This is a genomic window from Streptomyces sp. NPDC127092, assembly GCF_042722475.1.
Taxonomy (GTDB): Bacteria; Actinomycetota; Actinomycetes; order Streptomycetales; family Streptomycetaceae; genus Streptomyces.
This window is the reverse complement of sequence record NZ_JBHXFE010000044.1, coordinates 1-24,450: the sequence shown is the minus strand read 5'-3', so window position 1 is coordinate 24,450 and position 24,450 is coordinate 1. Positions and strand designations below refer to the sequence as shown.

The 24,450-nt window shown below is 72.2% G+C and carries 28 protein-coding genes; 16 read left to right on the top strand and 12 right to left on the bottom strand.

Annotation, left to right across the window (positions count from 1 at the left end):
- Positions 1-325 precede the first annotated feature (325 nt).
- From ACFWJO_RS29745 to ACFWJO_RS29735, 3 genes are read left to right on the top strand one after another with little or no spacing between them, the layout of a single operon-like run.
- Positions 326-1,348, top strand: coding sequence for a carbohydrate ABC transporter permease (locus ACFWJO_RS29745; protein ID WP_386870062.1), 1,023 nt, complete (start codon positions 326-328; stop codon positions 1,346-1,348).
- A complete protein-coding gene (locus tag ACFWJO_RS29740) occupies positions 1,345-2,214 on the top strand; it encodes a carbohydrate ABC transporter permease (RefSeq protein ID WP_386870060.1) in 870 nt (289 codons plus the stop codon). The genes ACFWJO_RS29745 and ACFWJO_RS29740 overlap by 4 nt, the downstream gene beginning before the upstream one ends.
- Before the next feature lie 9 nt (positions 2,215-2,223).
- A complete protein-coding gene (locus ACFWJO_RS29735) occupies positions 2,224-3,741 on the top strand; it encodes a glycoside hydrolase family 3 protein (protein ID WP_386870058.1) in 1,518 nt (505 codons plus the stop codon).
- A gap of 63 nt (positions 3,742-3,804) precedes the next feature.
- Here the strand turns inward: ACFWJO_RS29735 and nagB are convergent, their stop codons facing one another.
- Positions 3,805-4,590: a glucosamine-6-phosphate deaminase gene (gene nagB, locus ACFWJO_RS29730; RefSeq protein WP_386870056.1), complete on the bottom strand. Its 786-nt coding sequence runs from the start codon at positions 4,588-4,590 to the stop codon at positions 3,805-3,807.
- 511 nt (positions 4,591-5,101) lie between these two features.
- On the opposite strand from nagB, the gene ACFWJO_RS29725 reads away from it, so the two are divergent.
- Positions 5,102-6,568, top strand: a complete 1,467-nt coding sequence (locus ACFWJO_RS29725) for a sensor histidine kinase (RefSeq protein WP_386870126.1) — start codon at positions 5,102-5,104, stop codon at positions 6,566-6,568.
- Positions 6,569-6,734: 166 nt separating this feature from the next.
- Here the strand turns inward: ACFWJO_RS29725 and ACFWJO_RS29720 are convergent, their stop codons facing one another.
- Positions 6,735-6,992 carry a WhiB family transcriptional regulator gene (locus tag ACFWJO_RS29720; RefSeq protein WP_003953983.1) on the bottom strand — a complete coding sequence of 86 codons (258 nt, stop codon included), beginning with the start codon at positions 6,990-6,992 and terminating at the stop codon, positions 6,735-6,737.
- Positions 6,993-7,311: 319 nt separating this feature from the next.
- A complete protein-coding gene (locus tag ACFWJO_RS29715) occupies positions 7,312-8,280 on the bottom strand; it encodes a diacylglycerol/lipid kinase family protein (protein WP_384419797.1) in 969 nt (322 codons plus the stop codon).
- Between the two features lie 87 nt (positions 8,281-8,367).
- On the opposite strand from ACFWJO_RS29715, the gene ACFWJO_RS29710 reads away from it, so the two are divergent.
- On the top strand, positions 8,368-8,823 hold the full coding sequence (locus ACFWJO_RS29710; protein ID WP_386870054.1) for a hypothetical protein: 456 nt from the start codon (positions 8,368-8,370) through the stop codon (positions 8,821-8,823).
- A 142-nt stretch (positions 8,824-8,965) separates the two neighbouring features.
- Here the strand turns inward: ACFWJO_RS29710 and ACFWJO_RS29705 are convergent, their stop codons facing one another.
- The 3 genes from ACFWJO_RS29705 to ACFWJO_RS29695 all read right to left on the bottom strand — a co-directional run bounded on the left by ACFWJO_RS29705 (position 8,966) and on the right by ACFWJO_RS29695 (position 10,807).
- Positions 8,966-9,910 (bottom strand): RNA polymerase sigma factor SigF, encoded by a 945-nt coding sequence (locus tag ACFWJO_RS29705; RefSeq protein ID WP_386870052.1) that lies wholly within the window; start codon positions 9,908-9,910, stop codon positions 8,966-8,968.
- On the bottom strand, positions 9,907-10,320 hold the full coding sequence (locus ACFWJO_RS29700) for an anti-sigma regulatory factor (RefSeq protein ID WP_015036094.1): 414 nt from the start codon (positions 10,318-10,320) through the stop codon (positions 9,907-9,909). Before ACFWJO_RS29700 ends, ACFWJO_RS29705 begins: the two co-directional genes overlap by 4 nt.
- Before the next feature lie 226 nt (positions 10,321-10,546).
- Positions 10,547-10,807, bottom strand: coding sequence for a UBP-type zinc finger domain-containing protein (locus tag ACFWJO_RS29695; protein ID WP_386870050.1), 261 nt, complete (start codon positions 10,805-10,807; stop codon positions 10,547-10,549).
- Between the two features lie 53 nt (positions 10,808-10,860).
- Here ACFWJO_RS29695 and ACFWJO_RS29690 point away from each other — a divergent pair, with 53 nt between their 5' ends.
- A complete protein-coding gene (locus tag ACFWJO_RS29690) occupies positions 10,861-12,456 on the top strand; it encodes a Na+/H+ antiporter (RefSeq protein WP_386870048.1) in 1,596 nt (531 codons plus the stop codon).
- Here ACFWJO_RS29690 and ACFWJO_RS29685 read toward each other — a convergent pair.
- Entirely contained in the window at positions 12,435-13,370 is a 936-nt protein-coding gene (locus ACFWJO_RS29685) for a 1-aminocyclopropane-1-carboxylate deaminase/D-cysteine desulfhydrase (protein WP_386870046.1), read from the bottom strand. The genes ACFWJO_RS29690 and ACFWJO_RS29685 overlap by 22 nt on opposite strands.
- Positions 13,371-13,488: 118 nt before the next feature.
- On the bottom strand, positions 13,489-14,079 hold the full coding sequence (locus ACFWJO_RS29680) for an N-acetylmuramoyl-L-alanine amidase (RefSeq protein WP_386870044.1): 591 nt from the start codon (positions 14,077-14,079) through the stop codon (positions 13,489-13,491).
- A gap of 262 nt (positions 14,080-14,341) precedes the next feature.
- Between ACFWJO_RS29680 and ACFWJO_RS29675 the strand changes: the two genes are divergently transcribed.
- The 5 genes from ACFWJO_RS29675 (at position 14,342) to ACFWJO_RS29655 (ending at position 18,495) form a co-directional block, all read left to right on the top strand.
- Entirely contained in the window at positions 14,342-15,754 is a 1,413-nt protein-coding gene (locus ACFWJO_RS29675; RefSeq protein WP_386870042.1) for a family 2B encapsulin nanocompartment shell protein, read from the top strand.
- A 187-nt stretch (positions 15,755-15,941) separates the two neighbouring features.
- Positions 15,942-16,988: a family 2 encapsulin nanocompartment cargo protein polyprenyl transferase gene (locus tag ACFWJO_RS29670; RefSeq protein ID WP_386870124.1), complete on the top strand. Its 1,047-nt coding sequence runs from the start codon at positions 15,942-15,944 to the stop codon at positions 16,986-16,988.
- Between the two features lie 104 nt (positions 16,989-17,092).
- Complete coding sequence (locus tag ACFWJO_RS29665; protein WP_386870040.1) at positions 17,093-17,677, top strand: dihydrofolate reductase family protein; 585 nt, start codon at positions 17,093-17,095, stop codon at positions 17,675-17,677.
- Positions 17,678-17,703: 26 nt separating this feature from the next.
- The gene (locus tag ACFWJO_RS29660) at positions 17,704-18,033 is read left to right on the top strand and encodes a hypothetical protein (RefSeq protein WP_386870038.1); all 330 of its coding nucleotides are present in this window, start codon (positions 17,704-17,706) and stop codon (positions 18,031-18,033) included.
- Positions 18,034-18,075: 42 nt separating this feature from the next.
- Complete coding sequence (locus ACFWJO_RS29655; RefSeq protein WP_384419768.1) at positions 18,076-18,495, top strand: DUF6304 family protein; 420 nt, start codon at positions 18,076-18,078, stop codon at positions 18,493-18,495.
- A 76-nt stretch (positions 18,496-18,571) separates the two neighbouring features.
- Here ACFWJO_RS29655 and ACFWJO_RS29650 read toward each other — a convergent pair whose 3' ends face one another.
- A complete protein-coding gene (locus ACFWJO_RS29650; protein WP_386870036.1) occupies positions 18,572-19,048 on the bottom strand; it encodes a group II truncated hemoglobin in 477 nt (158 codons plus the stop codon).
- Between the two features lie 40 nt (positions 19,049-19,088).
- Entirely contained in the window at positions 19,089-19,793 is a 705-nt protein-coding gene (gene snpA / locus ACFWJO_RS29645; RefSeq protein WP_386870034.1) for a snapalysin, read from the bottom strand.
- A gap of 178 nt (positions 19,794-19,971) precedes the next feature.
- Between snpA and ACFWJO_RS29640 the strand changes: the two genes are divergently transcribed.
- The 3 genes from ACFWJO_RS29640 to ACFWJO_RS29630 are packed head-to-tail and all read left to right on the top strand — an operon-like array spanning position 19,972 to position 21,892.
- On the top strand, positions 19,972-20,925 hold the full coding sequence (locus ACFWJO_RS29640; protein ID WP_386870032.1) for a LysR family transcriptional regulator: 954 nt from the start codon (positions 19,972-19,974) through the stop codon (positions 20,923-20,925).
- Entirely contained in the window at positions 20,922-21,434 is a 513-nt protein-coding gene (locus tag ACFWJO_RS29635) for a hypothetical protein (protein ID WP_386870030.1), read from the top strand. The genes ACFWJO_RS29640 and ACFWJO_RS29635 overlap by 4 nt, the downstream gene beginning before the upstream one ends.
- The gene (locus ACFWJO_RS29630; protein WP_386870028.1) at positions 21,431-21,892 is read left to right on the top strand and encodes a GNAT family N-acetyltransferase; all 462 of its coding nucleotides are present in this window, start codon (positions 21,431-21,433) and stop codon (positions 21,890-21,892) included. Before ACFWJO_RS29635 ends, ACFWJO_RS29630 begins: the two co-directional genes overlap by 4 nt.
- A 64-nt stretch (positions 21,893-21,956) precedes the next feature.
- Here ACFWJO_RS29630 and sodN read toward each other — a convergent pair whose 3' ends face one another.
- Positions 21,957-22,352 carry a superoxide dismutase, Ni gene (sodN, locus tag ACFWJO_RS29625; protein WP_128982927.1) on the bottom strand — a complete coding sequence of 132 codons (396 nt, stop codon included), beginning with the start codon at positions 22,350-22,352 and terminating at the stop codon, positions 21,957-21,959.
- 143 nt (positions 22,353-22,495) lie between these two features.
- Here sodN and sodX point away from each other — a divergent pair, with 143 nt between their 5' ends.
- Complete coding sequence (gene sodX, locus ACFWJO_RS29620; protein ID WP_386870122.1) at positions 22,496-22,930, top strand: nickel-type superoxide dismutase maturation protease; 435 nt, start codon at positions 22,496-22,498, stop codon at positions 22,928-22,930.
- On the opposite strand, the gene ACFWJO_RS29615 is transcribed toward sodX, so the two are convergent.
- Entirely contained in the window at positions 22,834-23,463 is a 630-nt protein-coding gene (locus ACFWJO_RS29615) for a CGNR zinc finger domain-containing protein (protein ID WP_384419726.1), read from the bottom strand. The genes sodX and ACFWJO_RS29615 overlap by 97 nt on opposite strands.
- 96 nt (positions 23,464-23,559) lie before the next feature.
- On the opposite strand from ACFWJO_RS29615, the gene ACFWJO_RS29610 reads away from it, so the two are divergent.
- Complete coding sequence (locus ACFWJO_RS29610; protein WP_386870026.1) at positions 23,560-24,345, top strand: class I SAM-dependent methyltransferase; 786 nt, start codon at positions 23,560-23,562, stop codon at positions 24,343-24,345.
- The last annotated feature ends 105 nt before the right edge of the window (positions 24,346-24,450 follow it).

The following is a 24,450-nucleotide window of genomic DNA, read 5'->3' as shown; positions in this document are numbered from 1 at the left end:
CCACACCCCACCCCCGGCGCTCCGCAGTCTGCAGCGGCCCGCTCCCCCGGGCCGCTTCCCGGTGCCCTGGGGCCTGCCCGGCGGATCACGGCCGGGCCCGCGACCCCTGGCACGGCACCTCGCCGCGTTGCCGAAGCGCCCCGATAGCTCCTTCCCCAAGCTCTCGGCTTCGCTCGAGCAGGGGAGACCCCATTCGCCACGCTCCGGCGCCTTGCGACGCTTCCCCTCGGCCCTGGCGGGCCTGGGGAGACCCCATGCACCAGACCCCGCGCCCTGTCCGACCCCGATCCGCCGGACAGGCCCCAGAACCGCGAGGAAGAAGATCATGACCGTGGACTCCCCGGGGACGGCGACCGCCGGTCCCCAGGACGCGCCCGGGAGGGCGGCAGGGAAGTCTCAGACCCCGCCGGCCCCCGCCGGCCCGAAGGAGGTCCGTCAGCCCTCGCGGGGAAGACGCTCCCTGCCCGGCGGGCTGCTGCCGTACCTGCTCGTCGCCCCGGCCCTTCTGTCGATGGCGCTCCTGCTGCTCTACCCGCTGATCCGCAACGTGATCCTCTCCTTCCAGGAACTGAACCGGAAGGAGTTCATCACCCGCGAGACGGTGTGGACCGGCTTCGACAACTACACCGAGCTGCTGAGCGACGCGGACTTCTGGACCGTCGTCGTCCGCTCGGTCGTCTTCACCGCCGTCAACGTCCTGCTGATCATGGCCGTCGGCACCGGCATCGGCCTGCTCCTCAACCGCCTCGGCAAGAAGATGCGGCTGGTGCTCTCGCTCGCCCTCGTCTTCGCCTGGGCCATGCCGATCGTCGCCTCCGTCACCGTCTTCCAGTGGCTCTTCGACGAGCAGTTCGGCGTCGCCAACTGGGTGATGCGCACGCTCGGCTTCTCCGGCTACGACCAGCACAACTGGTTCGAGACCGGCTTCTCCACCCTGGTCATCTCGCTGCTCCTGCTCGTCTGGGGCTCGGTCCCGTTCGTGGCCCTCAACATGTACGCCGCCCTCACCACCATCGGCAGCGAGCTCTACGAGGCCGCCAAGATGGACGGCGCGAACGGCTGGCGCACCTTCTGGGCCGTCGTCTTCCCGAACCTCAAGCCCTTCTTCCTGATCACCACGTTCCTGGAGATCATCTGGATCTTCAAGGCGTTCACGCAGGTCTACGCGATGAACAAGGGCGGCCCCGACCGCGCCTCCGAGACCCTGCCGGTCTTCGCGTACATCGAGGGCGTCGGCCAGTTCCACTACGGCGTCGCCGCGGCGATCTCCGTCCTGACGATCGTGATGCTCGTCGCGATCATGTCCTTCTACTTCCGCCTGATCCTGAAGCAGGAGGAGCAGCTGTGAGCGCCACCACCAGCCCGGCCCCGAAGAAGTACCGCGCGCGGAAGCGGCTCACGGTCGGAGCCGTCGTCAAGAACGTCTCCGCCCTCGTGATCGCCGTGGTGTTCGTCTTCCCGGTCTACTGGATGTTCTCGTCCTCGCTGAAGCCGCAGCACGAGATCCTCACCAAGGACCCGGTCTTCGTCTTCGCGCCGACCTTCGAGAACTACACGACCGCCACCGGCGTCGACCTGTTCTGGACCTACGTCACCAACAGCCTGGTGGTGACCCTCGGAGCCGTGCTCCTCGCCCTCCTCGTGGCCCTCCTCGCGAGCTTCGCGCTCGCCCGGATGAAGTTCCGCGGCCGCAAGGGCATCGTCCTCGTCGTGATGATGGCGCAGATGGCCCCCTGGGAGGTCATGGTCATCGCGATGTACATGATCTCCCGTGAGAACGACATGCTGAACAGCATCCCGGTGCTCACGCTGATCTACTTCGTGATGGTCCTGCCCTTCACCATCTGGACGCTGCGCGGCTTCATCGCCGCCGTCCCGGTCGAGCTGGAGGAGGCCGCCCAGATCGACGGCTGCACCCGCGGCCAGGCCTTCCGCAAGGTCATCTTCCCGCTGCTCGCCCCCGGCCTGATGTCGACCTCGATCTTCGGCTTCATCACGGCCTGGAACGAGTTCGCCATGATCCTCATGCTCAACAAGGACAAGGAGACCCAGACGCTGACGCTCTGGCTGACCCAGTTCCAGACCGCGTTCGGCAGCGACTGGGGCGCCACCATGGCCGCCTCGACCCTCTTCGCGCTCCCCGTCCTGATCGTCTTCCTCTTCCTCCAGCGCAAGGCCGTCGGCGGGATGACCGCCGGCGCGGTGAAGGGATAACGGCGCCTCATGACCACGCTCGCAACCGCCCCGGACACCCTGACCAGGGACGCGCTCACCGTCCTCCAGCCGGGCTTCGTCGGCACCACCGCGCCCGACTGGCTGCTCCGCCGGATCGGCGAGGGCCTGTCCTCGGTCGGCCTCTTCGGCCGGAACATCGTCGCCCCCGGGCAGCTCGCCGCGCTCACCGCGCGGCTGCGCGCCGAGCGCGAGGACGTCCTGGTCGCCATCGACGAGGAGGGCGGCGACGTCACCCGCCTCGAGGTGAAGGAGGGCTCCTCCTTCCCCGGCAACTACGCCCTCGGCACCGTCGACGACGTCGAGCTCACCCGGGCCGTGGCCCGCGAGCTCGGCCGCCGGCTCGCCGAGTGCGGGGTCGACCTCAACTGGGCGCCGTCCGCCGACGTCAACTCCAACGCCGACAACCCGGTCATCGGCGTGCGCTCCTTCGGCGCCGACCCGGGGCTCGTCGCCCGGCACACCGTGGCCTACGTCGACGGACTGCAGTCCGTGGGCGTCGCCGCCTGCACCAAGCACTTCCCCGGACACGGCGACACCAACGTGGACTCGCACCACGCGCTGCCCCGGATCGATGTGGACCTCGACACACTGCACGCCCGTGAGCTGGCACCTTTCCGCGCCGCCATCGCCGCGGGTACCAAAGCCGTGATGAGCGCGCATATCCTGCTCTCCGCGCTCGACCCCGACCGGCCGGCCACCCTCAGCCCGCAGATCCTCACCGGACTGCTGCGCCGGGAGCTGGGCTTCGAGGGGCTGATCGTCACGGACGGGATGGAGATGCAGGCCATCTCGTCGACGTACGGCATCGAGCGCGGATCCGTCCTCGCGATCGCCGCGGGCGCCGACGCCATCTGCGTCGGCGGCGGGCTGGCCGACGAGGACACCGTACTGCGACTGCGCGACGCGCTGGTGAACGCGGTACGGACCGGTGAACTGCCCGAGGAGCGGCTGGCCGACGCCGCGGCGCGTGTACGCGCCCTGGCGGCCTGGACCCAGGCGCACCGGGCCAGGGGGGTATCGGGGCCGGGCGCGGCACAGCAGGAGGGGACCGCGCCCGGCACCGAGGTCGGCCTCGTCGCGGCCCGCAGGGCCCTGAAGGTGACGCCGGGGGAGCGGGCCCACGAGCCGCTGACCACCGCGCCCTACGTGGTCTCCTTCACCCCCGTCGCGAACTTCGCGGTCGGCGACGAGACGCCCTGGGGCATCGCCGCCGAACTCGAGCGCCTGCTGCCCGGCACCACGACCGGCTCCTACGGGGCCGAGGCCTCGGTGGACGCCGTCCTGGCCGCCGCGGGGGACCGCCGCGTCGTCGCCGTCGTCCGCGACGCCCACCGGCACCCGTGGATGTCCGGGGCCCTGGACGCCCTGGTCGCGGCCCGCCCGGACACGGTCGTGGTGGAGATGGGCCTGAACGAGTCCGCGCCCCGGGGCGCCCTCCACATCGCCACGCACGGCGCCGCCCGCGTCTGCGGCCGCGCGGCGGCCGAGGCCGTCACGGGCAGGTAGCGGCACACGAAAGGGCCCGGCACCTGAACCAGGTGCCGGGCCCTTTCGGCGCGCGCGAGGGGATCAGATGCCCTGCCAGGACGGCTTGTTCGCGTACGTGTGGCGGAAGTAGTCCGCGAGCTTCAGCTTGGAGGCGGCGGCCTCGTCCACGACCACGGTCGCGTGCGGGTGCAGCTGGAGCGCCGAGGCCGGCACCAGCGCGGCGACCGGGCCCTCGACCGTCTGCGCCACGGCCTCGGCCTTGCCCTCGCCGGTGGCGAGCAGCACCAGGTGACGGGCCTCCAGGATGGTGCCGATGCCCTGGGTGATGACGTGGTGCGGCACCTGCTCGATGTCGTTGTCGAAGAAGCGCGCGTTGTCCACCCGGGTCTGCTCGGTCAGGGTCTTGATCCGGGTCCTGGACGCGAGCGAGGAGCACGGCTCGTTGAAGCCGATGTGCCCGTCGGTGCCGATGCCCAGGATCTGGAGGTCGACACCGCCCGCCTCGGCGAGCGCCCGGTCGTAGGCCTCGCAGGCCGCCTGGACGTCCTCGGCCGAGCCGTCGGGGCCCATGAAGGCCTCCTCGGAGAGCCCGAGCGGCTCGACGACCTGGCGGAGCACCGTGGCCCGGTACGACTCCGGGTGCCCCGTCGGCAGGCCCACGTACTCGTCCAGCTGGGCGATCCGGGCCCGCGAGGCGTCCACGGAACCGGCCTTGACCTGCGCGATCAGGGCGTCGTAGATGGGCAGCGGGGTCGAGCCGGTGGCCACGCCGAGCAGCGCGTCGGGCTTGCGGCGCAGGAGGTCGGCGATGCCGTCCGCGATGAGCTCGCCGCCCGCCTTGGCGTCCTTGACGATGACAACTTCCACGCTGAGCCTGCCGATCTGGTGAGGGGCTGGAGAGAACTAGGTGGTATAGACCAATCTAAGCTCAAATCTAGCAGAGCGCGGGGCCGTCCGCCCATGCCGTTCCGCCCCGCGGACGGGCCTCACTTCATCGTCGGCCGCACCGGTCCCACCAGCCACTCGAACCCCTCGGCCGGCAAAGAAAGGGGCCCGGAAACACCCGCGGGCCGCGGCGCCGGGACGGGACCCTCAACCCGTCCGGCACCGCAGCCCGGAGTTGCCCGGCCGGGGGTGTGCGGTCCCTCGGCCGTGATGGGAGGTCTCGGCGCAGTCAGGGCAGAGAGCGCCGGGTACCTCGTCCGTCCTCCTGTGCGGGGAGGACGGAGGCTCTGTGGAAAACATTGTGGACTAGACCATTCTCGTCTGTCCATCCATGGGAACGTGGTGGTTCCGGGCCCATCCTCCAACACGAACGCCGGGAACTCCAGGTTCACCGCCGTCGAATTCCACGGGTACGCTCGCACACGTGCCCTCCATGAACGACCTCGTCCGCCAGCACACCGCCCTGAGCGAGTCCGACCTCGACTGGCTCCACATGCTGGTGTCGGAGTGGCAGCTGCTCTCCGACCTCTCCTTCGCCGACCTGGTCCTCTGGGTTCCCACCCTGGACGGCACCCGCTACGTCTCCGTCGCCCAGATGCGGCCCAACACCGGGCCCACCTCCTACCAGGACGACATGGTCGGCCACCTGGTGCCCCGCGGCCGCCGGCCGCTGCTCGACGCCGCCCTCGACGAGGGCCGGATCGTCCGCGAGGGCGACCCCGAGTGGCGCGAGGAGGTCCCCGTCCGGGTCGAGTCGATCCCCGTACGGCGTGAGGGCCGCGTCCTGGGCGTGATCGCCCGCAACACCAACCTGCTCACCGTGCGGACCCCGTCCCGGCTGGAGCTCACCTACCTCCAGTCCGCCTCCGACCTGGCCCAGATGATCGCCGCCGGCTCCTTCCCCTTCCCGGGCGAGCAGGTCGACATGGACTCGTCCCCGCGGGCCGGCGACGGACTCATCAGGCTCGACGCCGAGGGCGTCGTCCAGTACGCCTCGCCCAACGCCCTCTCCGCCTACCACCGGCTCGGTCTCGCCGCCGACCTGGTCGGCCAGGACCTCGGACAGATCACCGCCGAACTGGCCCCCTCCCGCGGGCCCGTGGACGAGGCCCTGGCCAAGATGGCCTCGGGCTACGCCCCGCGCGAGTTCGAGGTCGAGGGCAACGGCGGGGTGATCCAGCTGCGCGCGATCCCGCTCAAGCCCAAGGGCACCCGCATCGGCTCGCTCGTGCTGCTCCGCGACGTCACCGAACTGCGCCGCCGCGAGCGCGAGTTGATCACCAAGGACGCCACCATCCGGGAGATCCACCACCGGGTGAAGAACAACCTCCAGACCGTGGCCGCCCTGTTGCGCCTCCAGGCCCGCCGGATGGACTCCGACCGCGGGCGCGAGGCCCTCAACGAGGCGGTGCGGCGCGTCGGTTCGATCGCCATCGTCCACGAGACGCTGTCGCAGAACCTGGACGAGCGGGTCGAGTTCGACGAGATCGCCGACCGGGTGATCGCGATGGTCGCCGAGATCTCACCGGGCAAGGTCACCTGCCGGCGCAACGGCCGCTTCGGCATCCTCGACGCCGAGGTCGCCACGCCGCTGTCCATGGTCCTCACCGAGATCCTGCAGAACGCCCTGGAGCACGCCTTCGCGCCGGGCGAGCACGGCACCGTCGAGGTCACCGCCGTCCGCGGCGAGCCCCGCGCCGACGCCCGGCTGCTCATCACGGTCAAGGACGACGGCCGCGGACTGCCCGAGGGCTTCGATCCGCAGCGGGCCGGCAACCTCGGCCTGCAGATCGTCCGGACGCTGGTCGAGGGCGAACTGGGCGGCACGTTCGACATGCAGCCGGGTGCCGAGCGCGGCACCCGCGTCGTCCTCGACATTCCCGTACAGCCGCAGAAGTAGCGCAACTGCCGCGCGGACAGCGAGAGTTCACAGCAGCGAGCCCCGGACCGAAGGGAATCGGTCCGGGGCTCGAATGCTGTGGGTTACTGCTGCGCGGCTGCGGCTCGGGGGGCGGTTGATGACGTACGCGATGTACGCGCCGCGTGCCTCAGGCTGTGCAGGTGGCTCAGGCGCTGGCGTTGCGCGCCCGGTTGCGGGCGGCGCGGCGCTTCATCGCGCGGCGCTCGTCCTCGCTGAGGCCACCCCAGACGCCGGAGTCCTGGCCGGACTCGAGCGCCCACTGCAGGCACTGCTCCATCACGGGGCAGCGGCGGCAGACGGCCTTGGCTTCCTCGATCTGCAGCAGCGCAGGACCGGTGTTGCCGATGGGGAAGAACAGCTCGGGGTCTTCCTCACGACAAACGGCGTTGTGACGCCAGTCCATGGCTGCTACCTCTCTCAGGTGTTACGTGCAAGTTGCTTGTGAATGTGAACGCTTTCACGAATCCCCCCGCAGGGGAAGGGCCGACTGCCAGGTGAACTGGCGTGGTCCTTGTCACTGGGGTGGGGTTCTGGCTCTCAGTGGAGGCCGGTGTTGCGGGCCGTCCCGATCGCCAAGAAGAGACTCCCAAACCCCAGCAACGGATACAACCCCTTCTGGAAAGTTTTTTTTGATTCCTCGGTGTCGGCTCCGTCACAGCCGTACTTCTAGTGGGTGGAGGGCAGCCTAAACGTTCGAGTGGAAGGACTTTCGGTCCTTCTGGTCACACAATCACACGCAGTGCACGGCGAACGCCTGTGAACGTCACGCTCGTACGCAGTCCCAGGTGGTCTCCGTCCATCTGGAGCGGGAGCGGCACCTTCGAATGCAAGGTGAAGTCGGTCAGATCGTGCAGGGTCACCGCGTGCTTGCCGTGCGGCCCGCGCTCCGGGCTCGAAGTGAGCAGCTGGGTGGCGTACCGGGCCACCGACGGCGCCGAGAGCCGGCTCAGTCCGAGCACGTCGAGCGCCGTCTCGAAGGACGCCTCCGGGGACGCGTACACCGGACGATTGCCCAGGTAGGTCCACGGAGAGGTGTTGCAGATTATGGAGAGGACGAGATCCTGCACAGGATCCTCACCCGGCCGCTCCAGGGTGATCGTGCCGTGCCGCCGGTTCTGCTCGCCCAGGAACTGGCGCACCACCTGACGCAGATAGAGCGCGTGCGTCGAACGCTTTCCGCGTTCGCGCTGCTGTTCGACCCGGCCGATCACGCTCGCGTCGAAGCCGAATCCGGCGCAGAAGGTGAACCAGCGCTCCGGGACTCCCTCGTCCTCCGTGCCCGGCGTCCCGGACGCGAGACCCAGGCTCACCGTCCGTGCCCGCCGCTCACGCAGCGCGTCGAGGAGCGCGCCCGTCGCCTCCACCGCGTCGTTCGGCAGGCCGAGCGCCCGCGCGAAGACGTTCGTCGATCCGCCCGGCACCACCGCGAGCCCCGGAAGCCGCTCCGGATCGGGCCCCGCGTGCAGCAGCCCGTTGACCACCTCGTTGACCGTGCCGTCGCCGCCGAGCGCCACCACCAGGTCGACGTCCTCCGACTCGGCGGCCCTGCGGCCCAGGTCACGGGCGTGGCCCCGGTACTCGGTCGTCACCGCCTCCAGCTTCATCTCGCTGGCGAGCGCGTGGATCAGCACGTCCCGTGTGCGGGCACTGGTGGTGGTTGCTGCCGGATTGACCACGAGAAGCGCGCGCATGTCCGCCAGCGTACCTACCCGGCGGTACCGGGCCCAGTCCCGGCCTGCCCGGGGCCGTCCCCGGCCGCCCCGGCTACCCTGCCTTGCATGAGCAGTGCGAGCAGTGCCGACACCAGCAGTCCCCAGGAGCGTACGGAGCCGGGTTCCCGGCCCGGGCGGCTCACCGCCGCCGCGGCGGTGGCCGGCGTCGAGGGCCTGGCCCTCGTGGCGGGCGGCCTCGTCATGCTGGTGACGAGTCTCACCGACCGCACCGGCGACCTCACCTCCGCCCTCATGGGCGCGGTCACCCTGGTCGCCCTCGGGCTCATCCCGCTCGTCGCCGCCCGCGGCCTGTGGCTGCGCCGGTCCTGGAGCCGCGGCCCCGCGGTGATCACGCAGGTCCTCGCGCTGCCCGTCGCCTGGCAGCTCCTCCAGGCGGACAGCGTCATGATCCCGGCGGGCATCGCCCTCGCCGTCCTCGCCGTGACCGGCCTCGTCCTCCTGGCGAGCCCGTCCACGACCGAGGCCCTCGGCATCAGGCGCCCCGGGCAGGACTCCGCCTAGGGCCCGTCCGGCGGACCGGGGCCGGACAGGCCCAGCGGCCCGGACCTGGGCCGGACAGGCCCGGCGGCCCCGCAGCTCAGCGGCCCGGACCACGGCCGGACAGGCCCGGCGGCCTGGAGCAGGAGGTCCGGCGCCCCCGCGCTCACTCCTCGACGAGGAGCTTCTCCCGCAGCTGCGCCAGCGTGCGCGCCAGCAGCCGGGAGACATGCATCTGCGAGATGCCGACCTCCTGGGCGATCTGCGACTGGGTCATGTTCCCGAAGAACCGCAGCAGCAGGATCCGCTTCTCGCGCGGCGGCAGGTCCTCCAGGAGCGGCTTGAGCGACTCCCGGTACTCGACGCCCTCCAGCGCCTCGTCCTCCGCGCCCAGCGTGTCCGCCACCGCGGGCGACTCGTCGTCCGTGTCCGGCACGTCCAGGGAGAGCGTCGAGTAGGCGTTCGCCGACTCCAGGCCCTCCAGGACCTCCTCCTCGGAGATCCCCAGCCGCTCGGCCAGCTCGTGCACGGTCGGCGAGCGTCCGTGCTGCTGCGACAGCTCCGCCGTCGCCGTCGTCAGCGAGAGCCGCAGCTCCTGCAGCCGACGCGGGACCCGTACCGCCCAGCCCTTGTCGCGGAAGTGGCGCTTGATCTCGCCGACCACCGTCGGCGTCGCGTACGTGGAGAACTCCACCCCGCGGTCCGGGTCGAACCGGTCCACCGACTTGATCAGGCCGATCGTCGCCACCTGGGTCAGGTCGTCCAGCGGCTCGCCCCGGTTGCGGAAGCGCCGGGCCAGGTGCTCCACCAGCGGCAGGTGCATCCGCACCAGCCGGTCGCGCAGCGCCGCCTTCTCCGGCGAGCCCTCCGGAAGGCCGCGCAGCTCGACGAAGAGCGCCCGCGCACCGCTGCGGTCGTGCGGGTCGGGCACCCCCTGCGGCGGCACCTCCCGCGGTCCGGCCGCGTCAGGGACCGCTTCGTGCTGCTCGTGCTGCTCGCTCATCTGGTCCGCCTGCTCCGTAGCGACCTCGATCTCGACCTCGGTACCGGCCACTCCCTGCGGCCGTGCCTGCTGCTCAGGGAAGCCGGCCGTCGCGTCCCCGCTCCTCACGCCGGGCCTGGCCCCGCGCCGCGCTGTTTGTACAGGCTGATGGAGACCGTCCGGTCCTCGGCCACCGACGACTCCACCTTCCCGGCGAGGGCCGAGAGCACCGTCCACGCGAAGGTGTCCCGCTCCGGGGCCCGGCCGTCGGTCGTCGGAGCCGACACCGTCACGTCGAGGGAGTCGTCGACCAGCCGGAACACGCAGCTCAGCACCGAGCCCGGCACCGCCTGCTGGAGCAGGATCGCGCACGCCTCGTCGACGGCGATCCGCAGGTCCTCGATCTCGTCGAGGGTGAAGTCCAAGCGCGCCGCGAGGCCGGCCGTGGCCGTACGCAGCACGGACAGGTAGGCACCCGCAGCGGGCAGCCGGACTTCCACGAAGTCCTGGGTCCCGGGCTCGCCTGCGATCTGGGACACCCTCACCTCCAAGGTGGCACAAGCTCTTTCGGGGTCCGGGAAGGAAGCCCCCCGGACCTGGCGGTACGCAGTCGGTTGCGCAGTCCGCCGAGACGCTATCGCGATCCGTCCCCCCGTGTCGCCGGGGGCCCGGCAGGACCGCCCCCGTCAGGGTCCGGCCCGCGATGGACCCGCCGTACGCACCGGCGGCCGCGGAGAACCCGCGGAGGGGTGACGTACCCAGCCGTCAGACGATCGAACCGTCCACGAAGCACCACCGCCAGCGTTCGTTCGGCTCGAAGGTCCGCATCACCGGGTGTCCGGTGCTGTGGAAGTGCGCCGTCGCGTGCCGGCCCGCCGACGAGTCGCAGCAGCCCACGTGCCCACAGCTCAGGCAGAGCCGCAGCTGGACGGGGTGCGTGCCGTCCGCAAGGCACTCGGGGCAGGTGTCGTGCAGCGGCGCCGGTTCGGGGCGCGGCATCTCGGCAACGTGCAGGCACTCGCTCATGATGGCCAGGTTACGTTGTGGCGCGAGTGACACGAGGGGAGAAGGGACGGGCCATGGACGCACTGCAGCTGGTGGCGCTGGTCGCGGCGAGCACCGCGGTGGCGGGCATCGCCCGCAGGACGCCGGTGCCCGCACCGCTGCTCCTCGTCGCGGTGGGCCTCGCCGCCGCGTACGTGCCCGGAGTGCCCGACTACACCCTCGACCCGCACATCGTGCTGCCGCTGATCCTGCCGCCGCTGCTCTACACGGCCGCCGTCGAGTCCTCGTACCTCGACCTGCGCGCCAACATCCGGCCGGTCGCGCTGCTCTCCGTCGGCTACGTGCTCTTCGCGACCGTCGCCGTGGGCTGGCTCGCGTACGTCCTCGTGCCCGACCTGCCGCTGACCGCGGCCCTCGTGCTCGGCGCGGTCGTCGCCCCGCCGGACGCGGTCGCCGCCACCGCCATCGCCCGCCGGCTCGGCCTGCCCCACCGCATCACCACGATCCTCCAGGGCGAGTCCCTGGTGAACGACGCGACCGCGATCACGGCCTACAAGGTCGCGCTCGCCGCCGCCGTGGGGGAGGGCGTCAGCTGGTCCGGCGGCCTGGGGGAGTTCGCGCTCGCCGCGGTCGGCGGCATCGGCGTCGGCCTGGTCCTCATGGTGCCGATCCACTGGCTCCGCACCCATCTGCGCGAGGCCCTGCTCCAGAACACCCTCTCCCTGCTCATCCCGTTCGTCGCGTACGCCGCCGCCGAGGAGGTCGGCGCCTCCGGCGTCCTCGCCGTCGTCGTGGTCGGTCTCTTCCTGGGCCACAAGAACTGGCAGGTCGACTTCGCCACCCGGCTCCAGGAGGAGGCGGTGTGGCGGATGGTCGCCTTCGTCCTGGAGTCCGCCGTCTTCGCGCTGATCGGCCTCCAGCTGCCCTTCGTCGTCCAGGGCCTCGGCCCGTACGGGATCGGGGAGGCGGCCTGGTACGCGGCCGGGGTCTTCGTCTTCGTGGTCGTGGTCCGCTTCGTCTGGGTCTTCCCCGCGACCTTCCTGCCCCGCGCGCTCTCCGCCCGCGTCAGGGAACGGGAGCCGGGCGTCGACTGGAAGGCACCGGTGATCGTCGGCTGGGCCGGCATGCGGGGCGTGGTCTCGCTCGCCATCGCCTTCTCCATCCCGGTGGTCTCGGGCGGCGTCGAGTTCCCGGCCCGCAACCTGGTCCTCTTCCTCACCTTCACCACCGTCATCGGCACCCTGGTCGTCCAGGGCCTCACCCTGCCGCCGCTGATCCGCGCCCTGAAGCTGCCCGGCCGCGACCGCGTCCAGGAGACCCTCGCCGAGGCGCAGGCGCAGAGCGAGGCCTCCCGGGCCGCCGAGGCCCGGCTCGACGCCCTCCTCGCCGACGAGCGCAACACCCTCCCGGGCCCGCTCGCCGACCGGCTGCGCACGGTCATGGAACGGCGCCGCAACGCCGTCTGGGAGCGCCTCGGCACCGTCAACGAGATCACCGGCGAGACCGTCGACGACACCTACCGGCGCCTCGCCCGGGAGATGATCGACGCCGAGCGCGAGGTCTTCGTGCGGCTCCGCGACGCCCGCCGCATCGACGACGAGATGATGCGCACCCTGCTGCGCCGGCTCGACCTGGAGGAGGCCGCGGCCTACCGGGAGGAGACGGGCTGAGGCTCCGGCGCGCCCGTGATCACCGCGGCGATCCGGGTGCCGGACGGGAAGGCACCCTCCTCGGCGAGGGTCACCAGTCCGTGGAGCATTTTGGCGACATACAGCCGCTCGATGGCGAGTCCATGCCGCGCGCCGTGACGGTCTTCGAAATCCCGTGCGAAAGCGTCGAGTTCCGGGGTCGTACGGGCGTATCCGCCGCCGTGGAAGCGCTCGTCGAGGCTCCACTCGCCCCGGGGGCCGCCGTACGCGGACTCCTGGAGCGCGGTGATCTCCCCGCCGAGGAAGCCGCCCCTGAGCACCGGGACGCCCAGCGTCCGGCCGTCGAACCCGGCCGCGAGACCCGCGAGCGTGCCGCCGGTGCCGCACGCGACGACGGCCACGTCCGCGGCGCCGCGCAGCTCGCCGCCGAGCCCGGCGCAGCCCCGGACGGCGAGCGCGTTGCTGCCGCCCTCGGGGACGACGTACACCTCGTGCGCGTCCACGGGGACCCGCTCCAGGATCCGGGCGAGGACGGCGGGCTCGCTCTTCGCGCGGTACGTGGCGCGGTCGACGAACACCAGCCGCATCCCGTCGGCCGCGCAGCGCGCCAGCGAGGGGTTCAGGGGGCGGCCCGCCAGCTCGTCGCCCCGTACGACCCCGATCGTGCCGAAGCCGAGCAGCCGGCCGGCGGCGGCCGTGGCGCGCAGGTGGTTGGAGTAGGCGCCGCCGAAGGTCAGCACCGGCCGGCCGCCTGCCTTCCGCAGGTTGAGCGCCAGCTTGCGCCACTTGTTGCCCGGCAGGTCCGGATGGATCAGGTCGTCGCGCTTGAGCAGCAGCCGCAGGCCGCGCCGGGTGAAGCGCTCGTCCTCGACCGGCTCCAGAGGGGACGGCAGCCGGGGCCGCAGCCGGGACAGAGCGAGGTCGAACGCGTTCACCGGGCCATTGTCCACCGGAGGCGGGACGGGCCGGGGCGGGCCGGCGCGGCCGTATGTCCGGCGGCCCGTCACGCCGTCTGCCGCCCGCGGGCCGTCGCCGCCTGCCACCCGCCGTCGGCTACCGCAGGAGCTCCGCGATCCGCTCGCGCATCGACGCCATGGTGAAGCCGCGCGGGTCGACCTTGCCCGGCTGCCACTCCAGGTGGCCGATGACCGAGCGGTGGGTCCAGCCGTGCACCCGGCAGAGCGCGGCCGCGGCCTTGGCGATGGCCTCCAGCTGGGCCTTGGGCCACGGGTCCTCGCCGTTGCCGAGGTTCTCGCACTCGAAGCCGTAGAAATGGCGGTTGCCGTCGGTGGTGGCCTCGTCGTCTCGCGGGAGGCCCTTCTCCGCGATGACCGCGCGCAGCACCTCGTCGTCGCCGAGGCCGGCGTGGTTGGCCCTGCCGTAGCCGACCAGGTGGACGGTGCCGTCCTTGGCGATCATGCCGTGACACAGCGGCCCGGGCAGGGCCTCGTAACCGTCCCGGCAGATACGGACGGTGTTGCTGGTGCCCCGGGTGACGGTGTGGTGGATCATCACGCCGTGCACGGGTCCCCAGGGGCCCTTGTGGTTGCGGTTGTGGGTGCGCCACTCGCCGACCTCGACGACCGTCAGACCCTCGTCGCGCAGGGCGTCGAGGAAGCGGCTCGCGGACATGGGTGTGGCCATGACCGGCTCCTTTCGGGACGGGGGATCCGGCTTCTTCCGGCTCTCCTCCAGTCCCACCGGAGTACCGGAGGGATCGGCTCCACTGCCATCCGTTCGGACGGTGTGCGAGCCGATCCGGCCGAGTGCGCGGGCGCGCCGTTCGGAAATCGTGCGCCATGCCCAGCACGGTGGCGTCGAGTCCCACTCTTTTGTGTAATGGCGGGGGCACGCTGCGTGCTGAAAGGCTCTTTCTCGCAGATTTGTCGTATCGAGAGGGAGTTCCATGTCCGTTGGTTCGGTTGGCGACGAGGTGCGCGAGGGCAGGCGCCCGCAGCAGAGTCTCGGCACCGCCGCCGCGCGGAACCTCGCGAGCACCACCAAGTCGGCACCGCAGATGCAGGAGATCACCTCCCGGTGGCTGCTGCGCGCGCTGCCGTGGGTGCGGGTGCAGGGAGGCACCTACCGGGTGAACCGGCGGCTGAGCTACGCGGTGGGTGACGGCCGGGTCACCTTCGTGCAGACCGGCGAGCGCGTCGCGGTCGTCCCCGCCGAGCTCGGCGAGCTGCCCGCCCTGCGCGAGTTCGGGGACCAGGACGTCCTCACCGAGCTGGCCGCCCGCTGCGTCCAGCGGGAGTACGCGCCGGGCGAGGTCATCGCCACCCGGGGCGGGACGGCCGACCGGGTCCACCTGCTCGCCCACGGCAAGGTCGAGCAGCTCGGCGAGGGGCCCTACGGCGGGGAGACCGTGCTCGGCGTCCTCGCCGACGGCGCCTACTTCGGAGAGGCCGCGCTGGTCAGCGCGGAGGCCACCTGGGAGTGGACGGCCCGCGCCACCACCGCCTGCACGGTCCTGGAGCTCGGCAGGGCCGAGGTCCTCGCCGTCGCCGCGCGGGCCGGCGCGCTGGCCGGCCATCTCGCCGAGTACGCCGCGCTGCCCCACCGGCCCGCCAACCGGTACGGCGAGGCGGCCATCGACCTCTCCGCGGGCCACGTCGGCGAGCCCGTCGTCCCCCACACCTTCGTCGACTACGAGATCTCCCCGCGTGAGTACGAGCTGAGCGTCGCCCAGACCGTGCTGAAGGTCCACACCCGCGTGGCCGACCTCTACAACCACCCGATGAACCAGACCGAGCACCAGGTGCGGCTCACGGTCGAGGCGCTGCGCGAGCGCCAGGAGCACGAGCTGGTCAACAACCGGGAGTTCGGCCTCCTCGCCAACTGTGACTATGGGCAGCGCCTCCAGCCCCACGACGGCGTCCCGGGGCCCGACGACATGGACGAGCTGCTCTCCCGGCGGCGCGACTCCCGGCTGTTCCTGGCCCACCCGCTGGCCATCGCCGCCTTCGGGCGCGAGCTCAACCGGCGCGGCCTGGTTCCCGACACGATCGACGTCGACGGCACGCGGATCATGACCTGGCGCGGCGTCCCGATCTACCCGTGCGACAAGATCCCGGTCTCCGCCGCCCGCACCACCTCGATCATCTGCATGCGCACGGGGGAGTCGGACCAGGGCGTGATCGGCCTGCACCAGCCCGGCCTCCCGGACGAGATCGAGCCGGGCCTGTCCTGCCGCTTCATGGGCATCGACGACCGGGCGGTCAGCTCCTACCTGCTCACCGCCTACTACTCGGCGGCCGTCCTGGTCCCCGACGCGCTGGGCGTCCTGGAGAACGTCGAGCTCGGCCGCCGGCGCTGACCGCGCACCGCACAGACCTCCGGGGGCGGGGACCTGGCCGACGGGGCCCCCGTCCCCGGAGCCCGATCCGCCGCGTACCCGCAGACCCGTCAGGAAGGTGCCCGAGAACATGACCACGACCAGCGCGGATGCCGTGACCACCGCGGACGCCGCGGCCGGTGGGGAAGCCGCGGCCGGTGCGGACGCCGTGACCGGTGCGGACGCCGTGACCGGGGGGCGGAGCGCCGTGCTGCTCCTCGACCGGACGCGCAGCGTCGTCGACCCCCAGCTCCGTACGACCGTCGCGTCCCTGCCCGGTTCCATACGGCGCATCGCCGCCTACCACTTCGGCTGGGAGGAGGCCGACGGCAGCCCGGCCGCGGACGGCCAGGGCGGCAAGGCCATCCGACCGGCCCTGGTGCTCGCCGCCACCCGCGCGCTCGGCGCGGACCCGGCCCCGGCGGTGAAGGCCGCCGCGGCGGTGGAGCTGGCCCACAACTTCACCCTGCTCCACGACGACATCGTCGACGAGGACCCGACCCGCCGTCACCGGCCCACCGCCTGGAAGGTGTTCGGCATCCCCGACGCGCTGCTCGCGGGCGACGCGATGAACGCGCTCGCGCTGCGGCTGCTCGCCGAGGACCCCCACCCGGCCTCCGTCCCTGCAGCCGCCCGGCTCGCCGCCTGTGTCATCGAGCTGTGCGCGGGCCAGCAGGCGGACTGCGCCTTCGAGCAGCGCGGGCCGCACGAGGTCTCCCTGGACGAGGTGGTGGCGATGGCCACCGCCAAGACCGGGGCGCTCCTCGGCTGTGCCTGCGCGCTGGGCGCGCTGTACGCGGGCGCCGACGAGGAGGCGGTCGCGGCGCTCGACGCGTTCGGCCGGGAGGCCGGGCTCGCGTTCCAGCTGATCGACGACCTGATCGGGATCTGGGGCGATCCGGGGCGTACGGGCAAGCCGTCCGGCGCCGACCTCGTCGCGCACAAGAAGTCGCTGCCGGTGGTGGCCGCACTGACCTCCGGAACCCCGGCGGGCGAGGAGCTGGCCGAGCTGTACGCCCGCCCGGCCTTGGACGCGGACGCGGTGCGGGCGGCGGCGGACGCGGTGGAGCGGGCCGGCGGCCGGGACTGGGCACAGGGCCAGGCGGCCGAGCGGATGGCCCGCGCGGTCGAGCAACTCTCCCGCGCGGTGCCGGACTTGTCGGCGGCCGGGGATCTGCTGGCGCTCGCGGAGTTCGTGACGCGGCGGAGCCGCTGACGCGCGAATCCCTGTGCGAAAAGAGCTTGCGCAACCACTACAGATGGAGCACTATGGGCGCAGTGGTCAGCGAGACCACTGCCTCCTAAGGAAAGAGTTCCGGCTTGCGCAAGCTCACGTACTACGTCGCCTGCTCCCTCGACGGCTTCATCGGCGACCCCAAGGGCGACGCCTCCTCCATGTTCCAGTTCATGGACGAGGAGTACGCCGCCTTCATGGACAGCGAGTACCCGGAGACCATCCCCTCCGTCGCCCGCGAGGCCTTCGGCGTCGCGGACGTGCCCAACAAGCGGTTCGACACGGTGATCCAGGGCCTCGGCTCGTACCGCCTCGGCCTGGACGCCGGCATGCCCAGCCCGTACGCGCATCTGCGGGAGATCGTCGCGACGCGCTCGCTCACGGAGTCGCCTGACCCGAACGTCGAGCTGTTCGCCGGCGACCTGGTCGCCCGGGTCCGTGAGCTCAAGGCCGAGGACGGCCCGCTGGGCATCTGGCTCTGCGGCGGCGCGAACGTCGCCGGTCAGCTCGCCGACGAGATCGACGAGCTGGTCATCAAGAGCTACCCGCAGGTGTACGGCTCCGGAATGCCGATGTTCGGCGCGGACTTCGCCGTGCGCGACTTCGCGCTCGAGGACGTCCGGTCCTTCGGGAACGGGGTCGTCGTGCGGACGTACACCAGGAAGCGGTGACGGGGGTCGCGCCCTAGGCTGGAGACATGACCGAGCCTGCGCCGTTCACCACACGGGACCCCCAGGCCCAGCACCCCTGCCCGGCCTGTGGGCAGCCCCGCCAGGTCCTGGCGAAGCGCCACAAGGTCCTCGGCGCGTGGGTCCCCGAGTGGGAGGTGCAGCCCTGCCGCAACCCGCGATGCAGGCTGTACGTCCCCGACGACGGGGAACCGCGCGGCAAAGACGGCGGTGGCGAAGACGGCGGTGCCGGCGGCGAGGACGGCGGACAGGGCCGCGGCGAAGACGGCGCGGAAGCCACCAGCGCGCACGTGACCGGCAAGAACGGCGAGACCGGGAGAAGTCCGGCCGCCGGGTGACCGGCCGCGCGCCGGAGCCGGTCATACCGCTACAGTCCGCGCATGTCATCGGAGTCGACAGAAGTCTGGACCGGTTGGTACCGGGACCGCCGCGGTGCGGAAGCGATCGTCATCACGGCCGACGGGAGCCGTGTGGCGACCCGTATCAGGGGAATCGAGTACACGGGCGCGAGCTTCGCCGCGCTCACCGCCGCCGACGAGGGCGGGCAGGCCCTCACCGGGTGCGTACTGGAGTGGGACCTCCCGCTCCCCGTCGTCGCGGACGGCGCCACCCAGCAGGCGACGCTCAGCTGCCTGCTGACCCTCGGCGAGCGCGCCGACCTCAGCCTGACCCTCCACTACGGGGGAGCGGCCTTCGAGTCCGGCATCGCCGGCGGCGACTTCGAGGAGGCGCTGAGCCGGGTACGGCGCCAGCTGCCGCCCGGGACGGAGTTCGGGCGGCAACTGCTCCAGGCGGCCTGACGGCCCGCCTCCGCCCGCAGTACGCACACGAACGAACCCAGGGGGCCCGGCCGCCGCCGGTCGGGCGCGTACGGCCTCAGGCGAGACCGTCCCAGCCCCAGCGCGGGGTGGGCCCGGGCTCGCCCAGGTCCGTACCCGGCGCGGAGGCCGAGACGTCCTTGGCGATCCGGGTTCCCCAGTCGAAGTACTCGATCACCCGGCGGCGCAGCAGCGCGTCGTCCGGGAGTTCCTTCTCCACGGCCGCGGTCATCAGCTCCATCCAGCGCAGCCGCTGCTCCTCGGTGATGGCCAGACCGAGGTGCGCGGTGAGGAGGGCCTGATGACCGCCGTGGTGTGCCGTGAAGCCGGCGGGTCCGGAGAAGACCTCCGCCAGCCACACGGCGACGTGCTCGACGTGGGCCGGGGTGAAGTCGGCGAAGACGGGGGCGAGGAGAGGATCCGCGAGGACCGCCTCGTAGAACGTGTCCGAGAGCCGGCGCAGCGCCTCGGCGCCTCCCACGGCCTCGTACAGGGTGGTGCTCCGGTCGCTGTCGGTGCTCCGCTCTTCGGGCATGTCCGCCACGCTACCAACCGGCGCCCCCGTCAGGGGCCGGTCAGGACGACTTGAACGCCGACGCGAGCCCGTAGCGCCACAACTGGTCGACGCGGGCCCGCTCCTGGGAGTTCGGGTAGGCGTTGGTGCAGGACGTACCGGGCCCGCCGCCGGACATCAGCTCGCTGCACGGGCCGCTGTAGTGGTCGGGGAGGCCGAGCACGTGGCCGGTCTCGTGGGCCGTGACGCGGGTGGAGTTGTACTGCTGGTTCTGCCGGTAGTCGAGGAAGATGTAGCCGTTGCCGTGCCCGTCGGTGCTCGCGTACGAGCCGCGGGAGTCGTTCCCCTCGTAGTACGCGAAGTCGGCGTTGGCGCCCTCCACGAGGCGGACGTTGACGACGGAGCTGTTCCAGATCTGCGCCGAGCGGGATATCTGGGTGCGGAAACTGGGTGCGTTGGCGGCGCTGTAGACCACGGTGACGGCGGTGGCACCAGGCGTGGCGGCCCGCTTCTTCGCGACCGACCTGAGGACGGCGTCGAAGAACGCCTGGTTGGCCCTGGCCTCCTCGGCGGAGCCGGCATAGCCGACGGAGCCGGCGTGGGCGACGGAGCCGGCGTGGGCGACGGAGCCGGCGTGGGCGGCGGAGCCGGCGTGGGCGGCGCTGGGGACGGGCGCCGCGGCGGCCGGGACGGCTCCGAGGGAGAGGCTGAGGCCGGCGCCGACGGCGGTGGCCAGTAAGGACGTGAGGATCTTCGGGTGTCGCATGGGGGGCTCCTCCTGTGGGGTTGAGGAGAGTGTCGGGGGAGCCGGGTCGCGTGGGAATGATGTCATCCGCCGATAACGCGACGACATCACGCCACCCCCAACTGCACTCCACGGGACGAGAGTTGACAAAATGGCGACGGTCTGGCGCGCCGGTCGGGAGGCGCCCTAACCTCGGACCATGGAGCTGGAGGTGAGGCACCTGCGGGCGCTCTGCGCCATCGCGGACACCGGCAGTCTGCACAAGGCCGCCCGCCGGCTCGGCGTCAGCCAGCCCTCCCTGACCACCCAGCTGCGCCGCATCGAGAACGCCCTCGGCGCCGAACTCTTCACCCGCGGCCGCACCGGCTGCCACCCCACCCCGCTGGGCCGCTCCGTCCTCAGCCGGGCGCGCCCGCTCGTCGACGGCATGACCGCCCTGGTCGCCGAGACCCGGGCGGCCGCCGCCCGCGCCGAAGGCCCCGCGCTGCGCGTCGGCTCGACCGCGAGCCGCGCCCTGCCCGGCTGGCTGCGCCGGCTCCGCCAGGGGCTGCCCGGGATCGACATCGCGCTACGGGTGGACGTCTCCGCGAACACGCTGCTGCGCGCGGCCGCCGCCGGCCGGCTCGACCTGGCCTTCGTCCACGAGGTCGAGGGCTGCCCGTTACGGGTCCCGGACGGCCTGCGGGGCCGGGTCCTGGTCGAACGCGAACCGCAGTTCGTCTCCATGGCCCGCGACCACCCGGCGGCGGGCCACGAGGTCGTCGACCTCGCGGACCTCGCGCACGACCGCTGGACGGTCGACCCGGCCGTCGACGGCGAGTGGGACGGTCTGCGCCGGGTCCTCGCCGCAGCCGGCCTCGACCCGCCGTTGCTGCACGCCGACTACCACACGGCCGCCTCCCTCATCGCCCTCGGCGAGGCCGTCGCCCCCTGCCAGCCCACCTCGGGCCCGCGCGAGGACATGGCGATCCGCCCGCTCCGCGGCGACCCGCTGGCCGTCCGCCTCCTCCTCTTCGCCGCCCCGGGCGTCCCGCTGGACCGCCCGTACGCCGAACTCGCCGCGGCCTACCGCGAGGCCGCCCTCCGCGCGGCCCCGTACCGCGGCTGGCTGCGTGCGGGCGGGACGGCGGGGCCGTGCATGATGGCGGTATGAGCGAACACGGGGACGAACACGCGGGCTGGGACGCCGTCATGGCGCTGTCGGAGGAACACCACCCGCGCAGGGTGCGGCCGTTGGGCGCCCGCGAGGCGGCCGGTCACCTCCTGAAGGTGTACGGGATCGAGGCCCCGGGCCGTACGGTCGGCGAGGCGGAGGCCGCCCCCGCACTGCGGCTGGCAGCCGGCCATCTGGCGCTGGGGCGCCACCGCGGCTCCCTCGGGCTCGCGGTGCTGATCGTCCACGCGGGCGGTGACGGCGACTACGTCCTCGTCCACAGCTGGATCGAGGGCCACATGTCGGACCTGGCGATCTGGACCGGGCCGGCGGGCCGCCCGGAGGAACTGCGCCCGGGCCGCGCCGGCCTCGCGCCGTGCGTCTGGGAGGCCGCCGTCCTCGCCCACGAGCGCGAGGCCTTCGTCCGCCACGTCCTGGACGGCACCGGCCCGGCCGGGACCCGCCTGGCCGCGTGGTCGGCCGACACGCTGGAGGGCGAGGTCCGATGACCGACGCCCTCGTCCGCCACGCCCGCCCCGAGGACCTGGACCGGGTGGCCGCACTGGCCGCCGAACACGCCGCCTACGAGAAGGCCGCGCCGCCGCCCCCGGACCTCGCCGCCCGCCTCCACCGCCTCCTCTTCGAGACCACCGCCCCGCGCCTGCGCTGCCTGGTCGCCGAACTCCCCGACACGACCCTCGCCGGCTACGCCACCTGCGCCCCGGAACTCTCCACCTGGTCCGCGACCGAGTACCTCCACATGGACTGCCTCTACCTCACGGAACACTCCCGCGGCCACGGCCTGGGCCCCCTCCTCGTCACCGCGATCCGCACCGAGGCCCGCGCCCTGGGCCTCACGGAGATCCAGTGGCAGACCCCCACGTGGAACGAGGGCGCGATCCGCTTCTACGACCGCCTGGGCGCCACCCCGAAGCCAAAACTCCGCTACTCGCTCCCGACGGACTGAGAAAACCCGAAGGGGCCCACCCGATGGCGCGGGTGGACCCCTTCAGAGCAGGTGAGGAGGAAGGTCAGGCCTTCTTCGTCTCCCAGAAGATGCGGTCGATCTCGGCGATGAGCTCCAGCGCCTTCTCGCCCGTCTTCGGGTCCGTCGAGGCCTTGGCCGCCGACAGGGCCTTCAGGGTGTCGTTGATGAGCACGTGCAGCTCGGGGTACTTCTCGAAGTGCGGGGGCTTGAAGTAGTCGCTCCACAGGACCGAGACGTGGTGCTTGGCCAGCTCGGCGCGCTGCTCCTTGATGACCGTGGCGCGGGCGCGGAAGTGCGGGTCCTCGTTCGCCTGGTACTTCTCCTGGACGGCCTTGACCGACTCGGCCTCGATGCGGGCCTGGGCCGGGTCGTAAACGCCGCAGGGGAGGTCGCAGTGGGCGCTGACCTTCACCTTGGGGGCAAACAGGCGGGAGAGCATGCTGCTGTCCTTCCTCGTGATCGTCTTCTCAAGGTGGGACATTACTCGGTGGGAAGCGCGATTTCGCGAGTGCCCCCTGGTGCTTAGGACAAAAGTCCAGGGTCACCATGGGACTCGTGGACGATCGGACCGGGAGGTACCGGATGGTGGAATCGGGGCGTGAGCCGGGGCGGGAGACCGGGGCCCCGTTCGGGATCGCCGAGGTGACGGGGGTGTCGATGGTGCCCACGCTGCTCCACGGCGACCAGTTGTTCGTGCGGTACGGGGCCCGGCTGCGGGCCGGGAACGTGGCCGTGCTGCGCCACCCGCTCCAGCAGGATCTGCTCATCGTGAAGCGGCTGATCGAGCGGCGCGAGGGCGGGTGGTGGGTGCTGGGGGACAACCCCGGAGCCGAGGGGGACAGCCGGGTGTTCGGGGTCGTCCCGGAGCCGCTCGTGCTCGGCCGGGTGCTCGCGCGGTACCGGCCGGTCACCCCCGGGCGTCAGCGGTCGGCGGGGGTGGTGCTCTCCTGGCTGTTGTCGGCCGTGCGGCCGGTGCGCTCGGCGTCGAGGGCCTCCTGGCGCTTGCGGGCGCGGTAGGCGGCCACGTTGGCGCGGGTGGCGCAGCGGTCGGAGCAGTAGCGCCGGGAGCGGTTCGTGGACGTGTCCAGGTAGGCGTTGCGGCACGGGGCGGCCTGGCACAGGCCGAGGCGGTCGGCGCCGAACTCGGTCAGGTGGAAGGCGAGGCCCATGGCCGCGATGGCGGCGTAGCCCGCGGTCGCGTTCGACGGGTGATCGGCGAGATGCATGTGCCACCGCGGCCGGCCCTCCTCGTCGAGGTAGTCGTGGCCGGAGATCTGGGGGCTGACCGGGAACTCCAGCAGGAGGGAGTTCAGCAGGTCCACGGCTCCGGTGTGGTCGCCCTCGTCGGCCGCGGTGAAGACGGCCCGCAGCCGGGACCGTACCGAGCGGAAGCGGGTCACGTCGGCGTCCGTCACCCGCCGGGCCATCTGGGAGGCCGCGCCGAACAGTTCCCGGACCACCTCGACGGAGGTGAGGGAGTCCTTGCCGCGCGCCGGTTCCTCGGTGTTGACCAGTCGCACGGCGTAATCCGAGTAATAGGCGAGTTCCACTTGTAGTCCTTACTCCGGCGGGCTAGGGTCAGGGGCGGGGAAGGGTAAGCGACGCTTGCCCTTCGAGGGTATTACGAAGCGGGTGGAGGAAGAACCATGTCGGACGACACCACGGGCCGGACGGGCACGGCGACCACCGGGACCGACTGGGCGGCCTGGCAGCGCAGCTGGGACCGCCAGCAGGAGTGGTACATGCCCGACCGCGAGGAGCGGTTCCGGATCATGCTCGACATGGTCGAGGCACTCGTGGGCCCGGAGCCCCGCGTGCTCGACCTCGCCTGTGGTACGGGAAGTATTACGGACCGGCTGCTCCGTCGGTTCCCGAAGGCCACCAGCACCGGCGTCGACCTCGACCCCGCGCTGCTCACCATCGCCGAGGGCAGCTTCGCCGGGGACGACCGCGTCACCTTCGTGACCGCCGACCTCAAGGACCCGGCGTGGACCGAGGCGCTGCCGTACGACTCGTACGACGCCGTCCTCACCGCCACCGCGCTGCACTGGCTGCACAGCGAGCCCCTGGCCGCCCTGTACGGGCAGCTCGCCGGGCTCGTCCGGGAAGGCGGCGTCTTCATGAACGCCGACCACATGATCGACGAGACCACCCCGCGCATCAACGCCGCCGAGCGCGCCCAGCGGCACGCCCGCATGGACCGCGAGAAGGCCGCCGGCGTCCTCGACTGGGCCGACTGGTGGGCGCTCGCCGCCGAGGACCCGGACCTCGCCGGGCCCACCGCCCGGCGCTTCGAGATCTACGGCGAGCACGCCGACGGCGACATGCCCGCGCCCCGCTGGCACGCCGACACCCTGCGCGCCGCCGGCTTCGGCGAGGCCCGCGCGGTCTGGGCCTCGCCGTCCGACACGCTGCTCCTCGCGGTGCGCTGACGCACGGGGAAGGGGGGGGGCGGGGTCGTGTCCGTACCGCCCCCTCCCTCTTTCTCGTACCGCCCCCCAAGGGCCCCCACACCCCGGAAAAGAAGGAACTGGTGC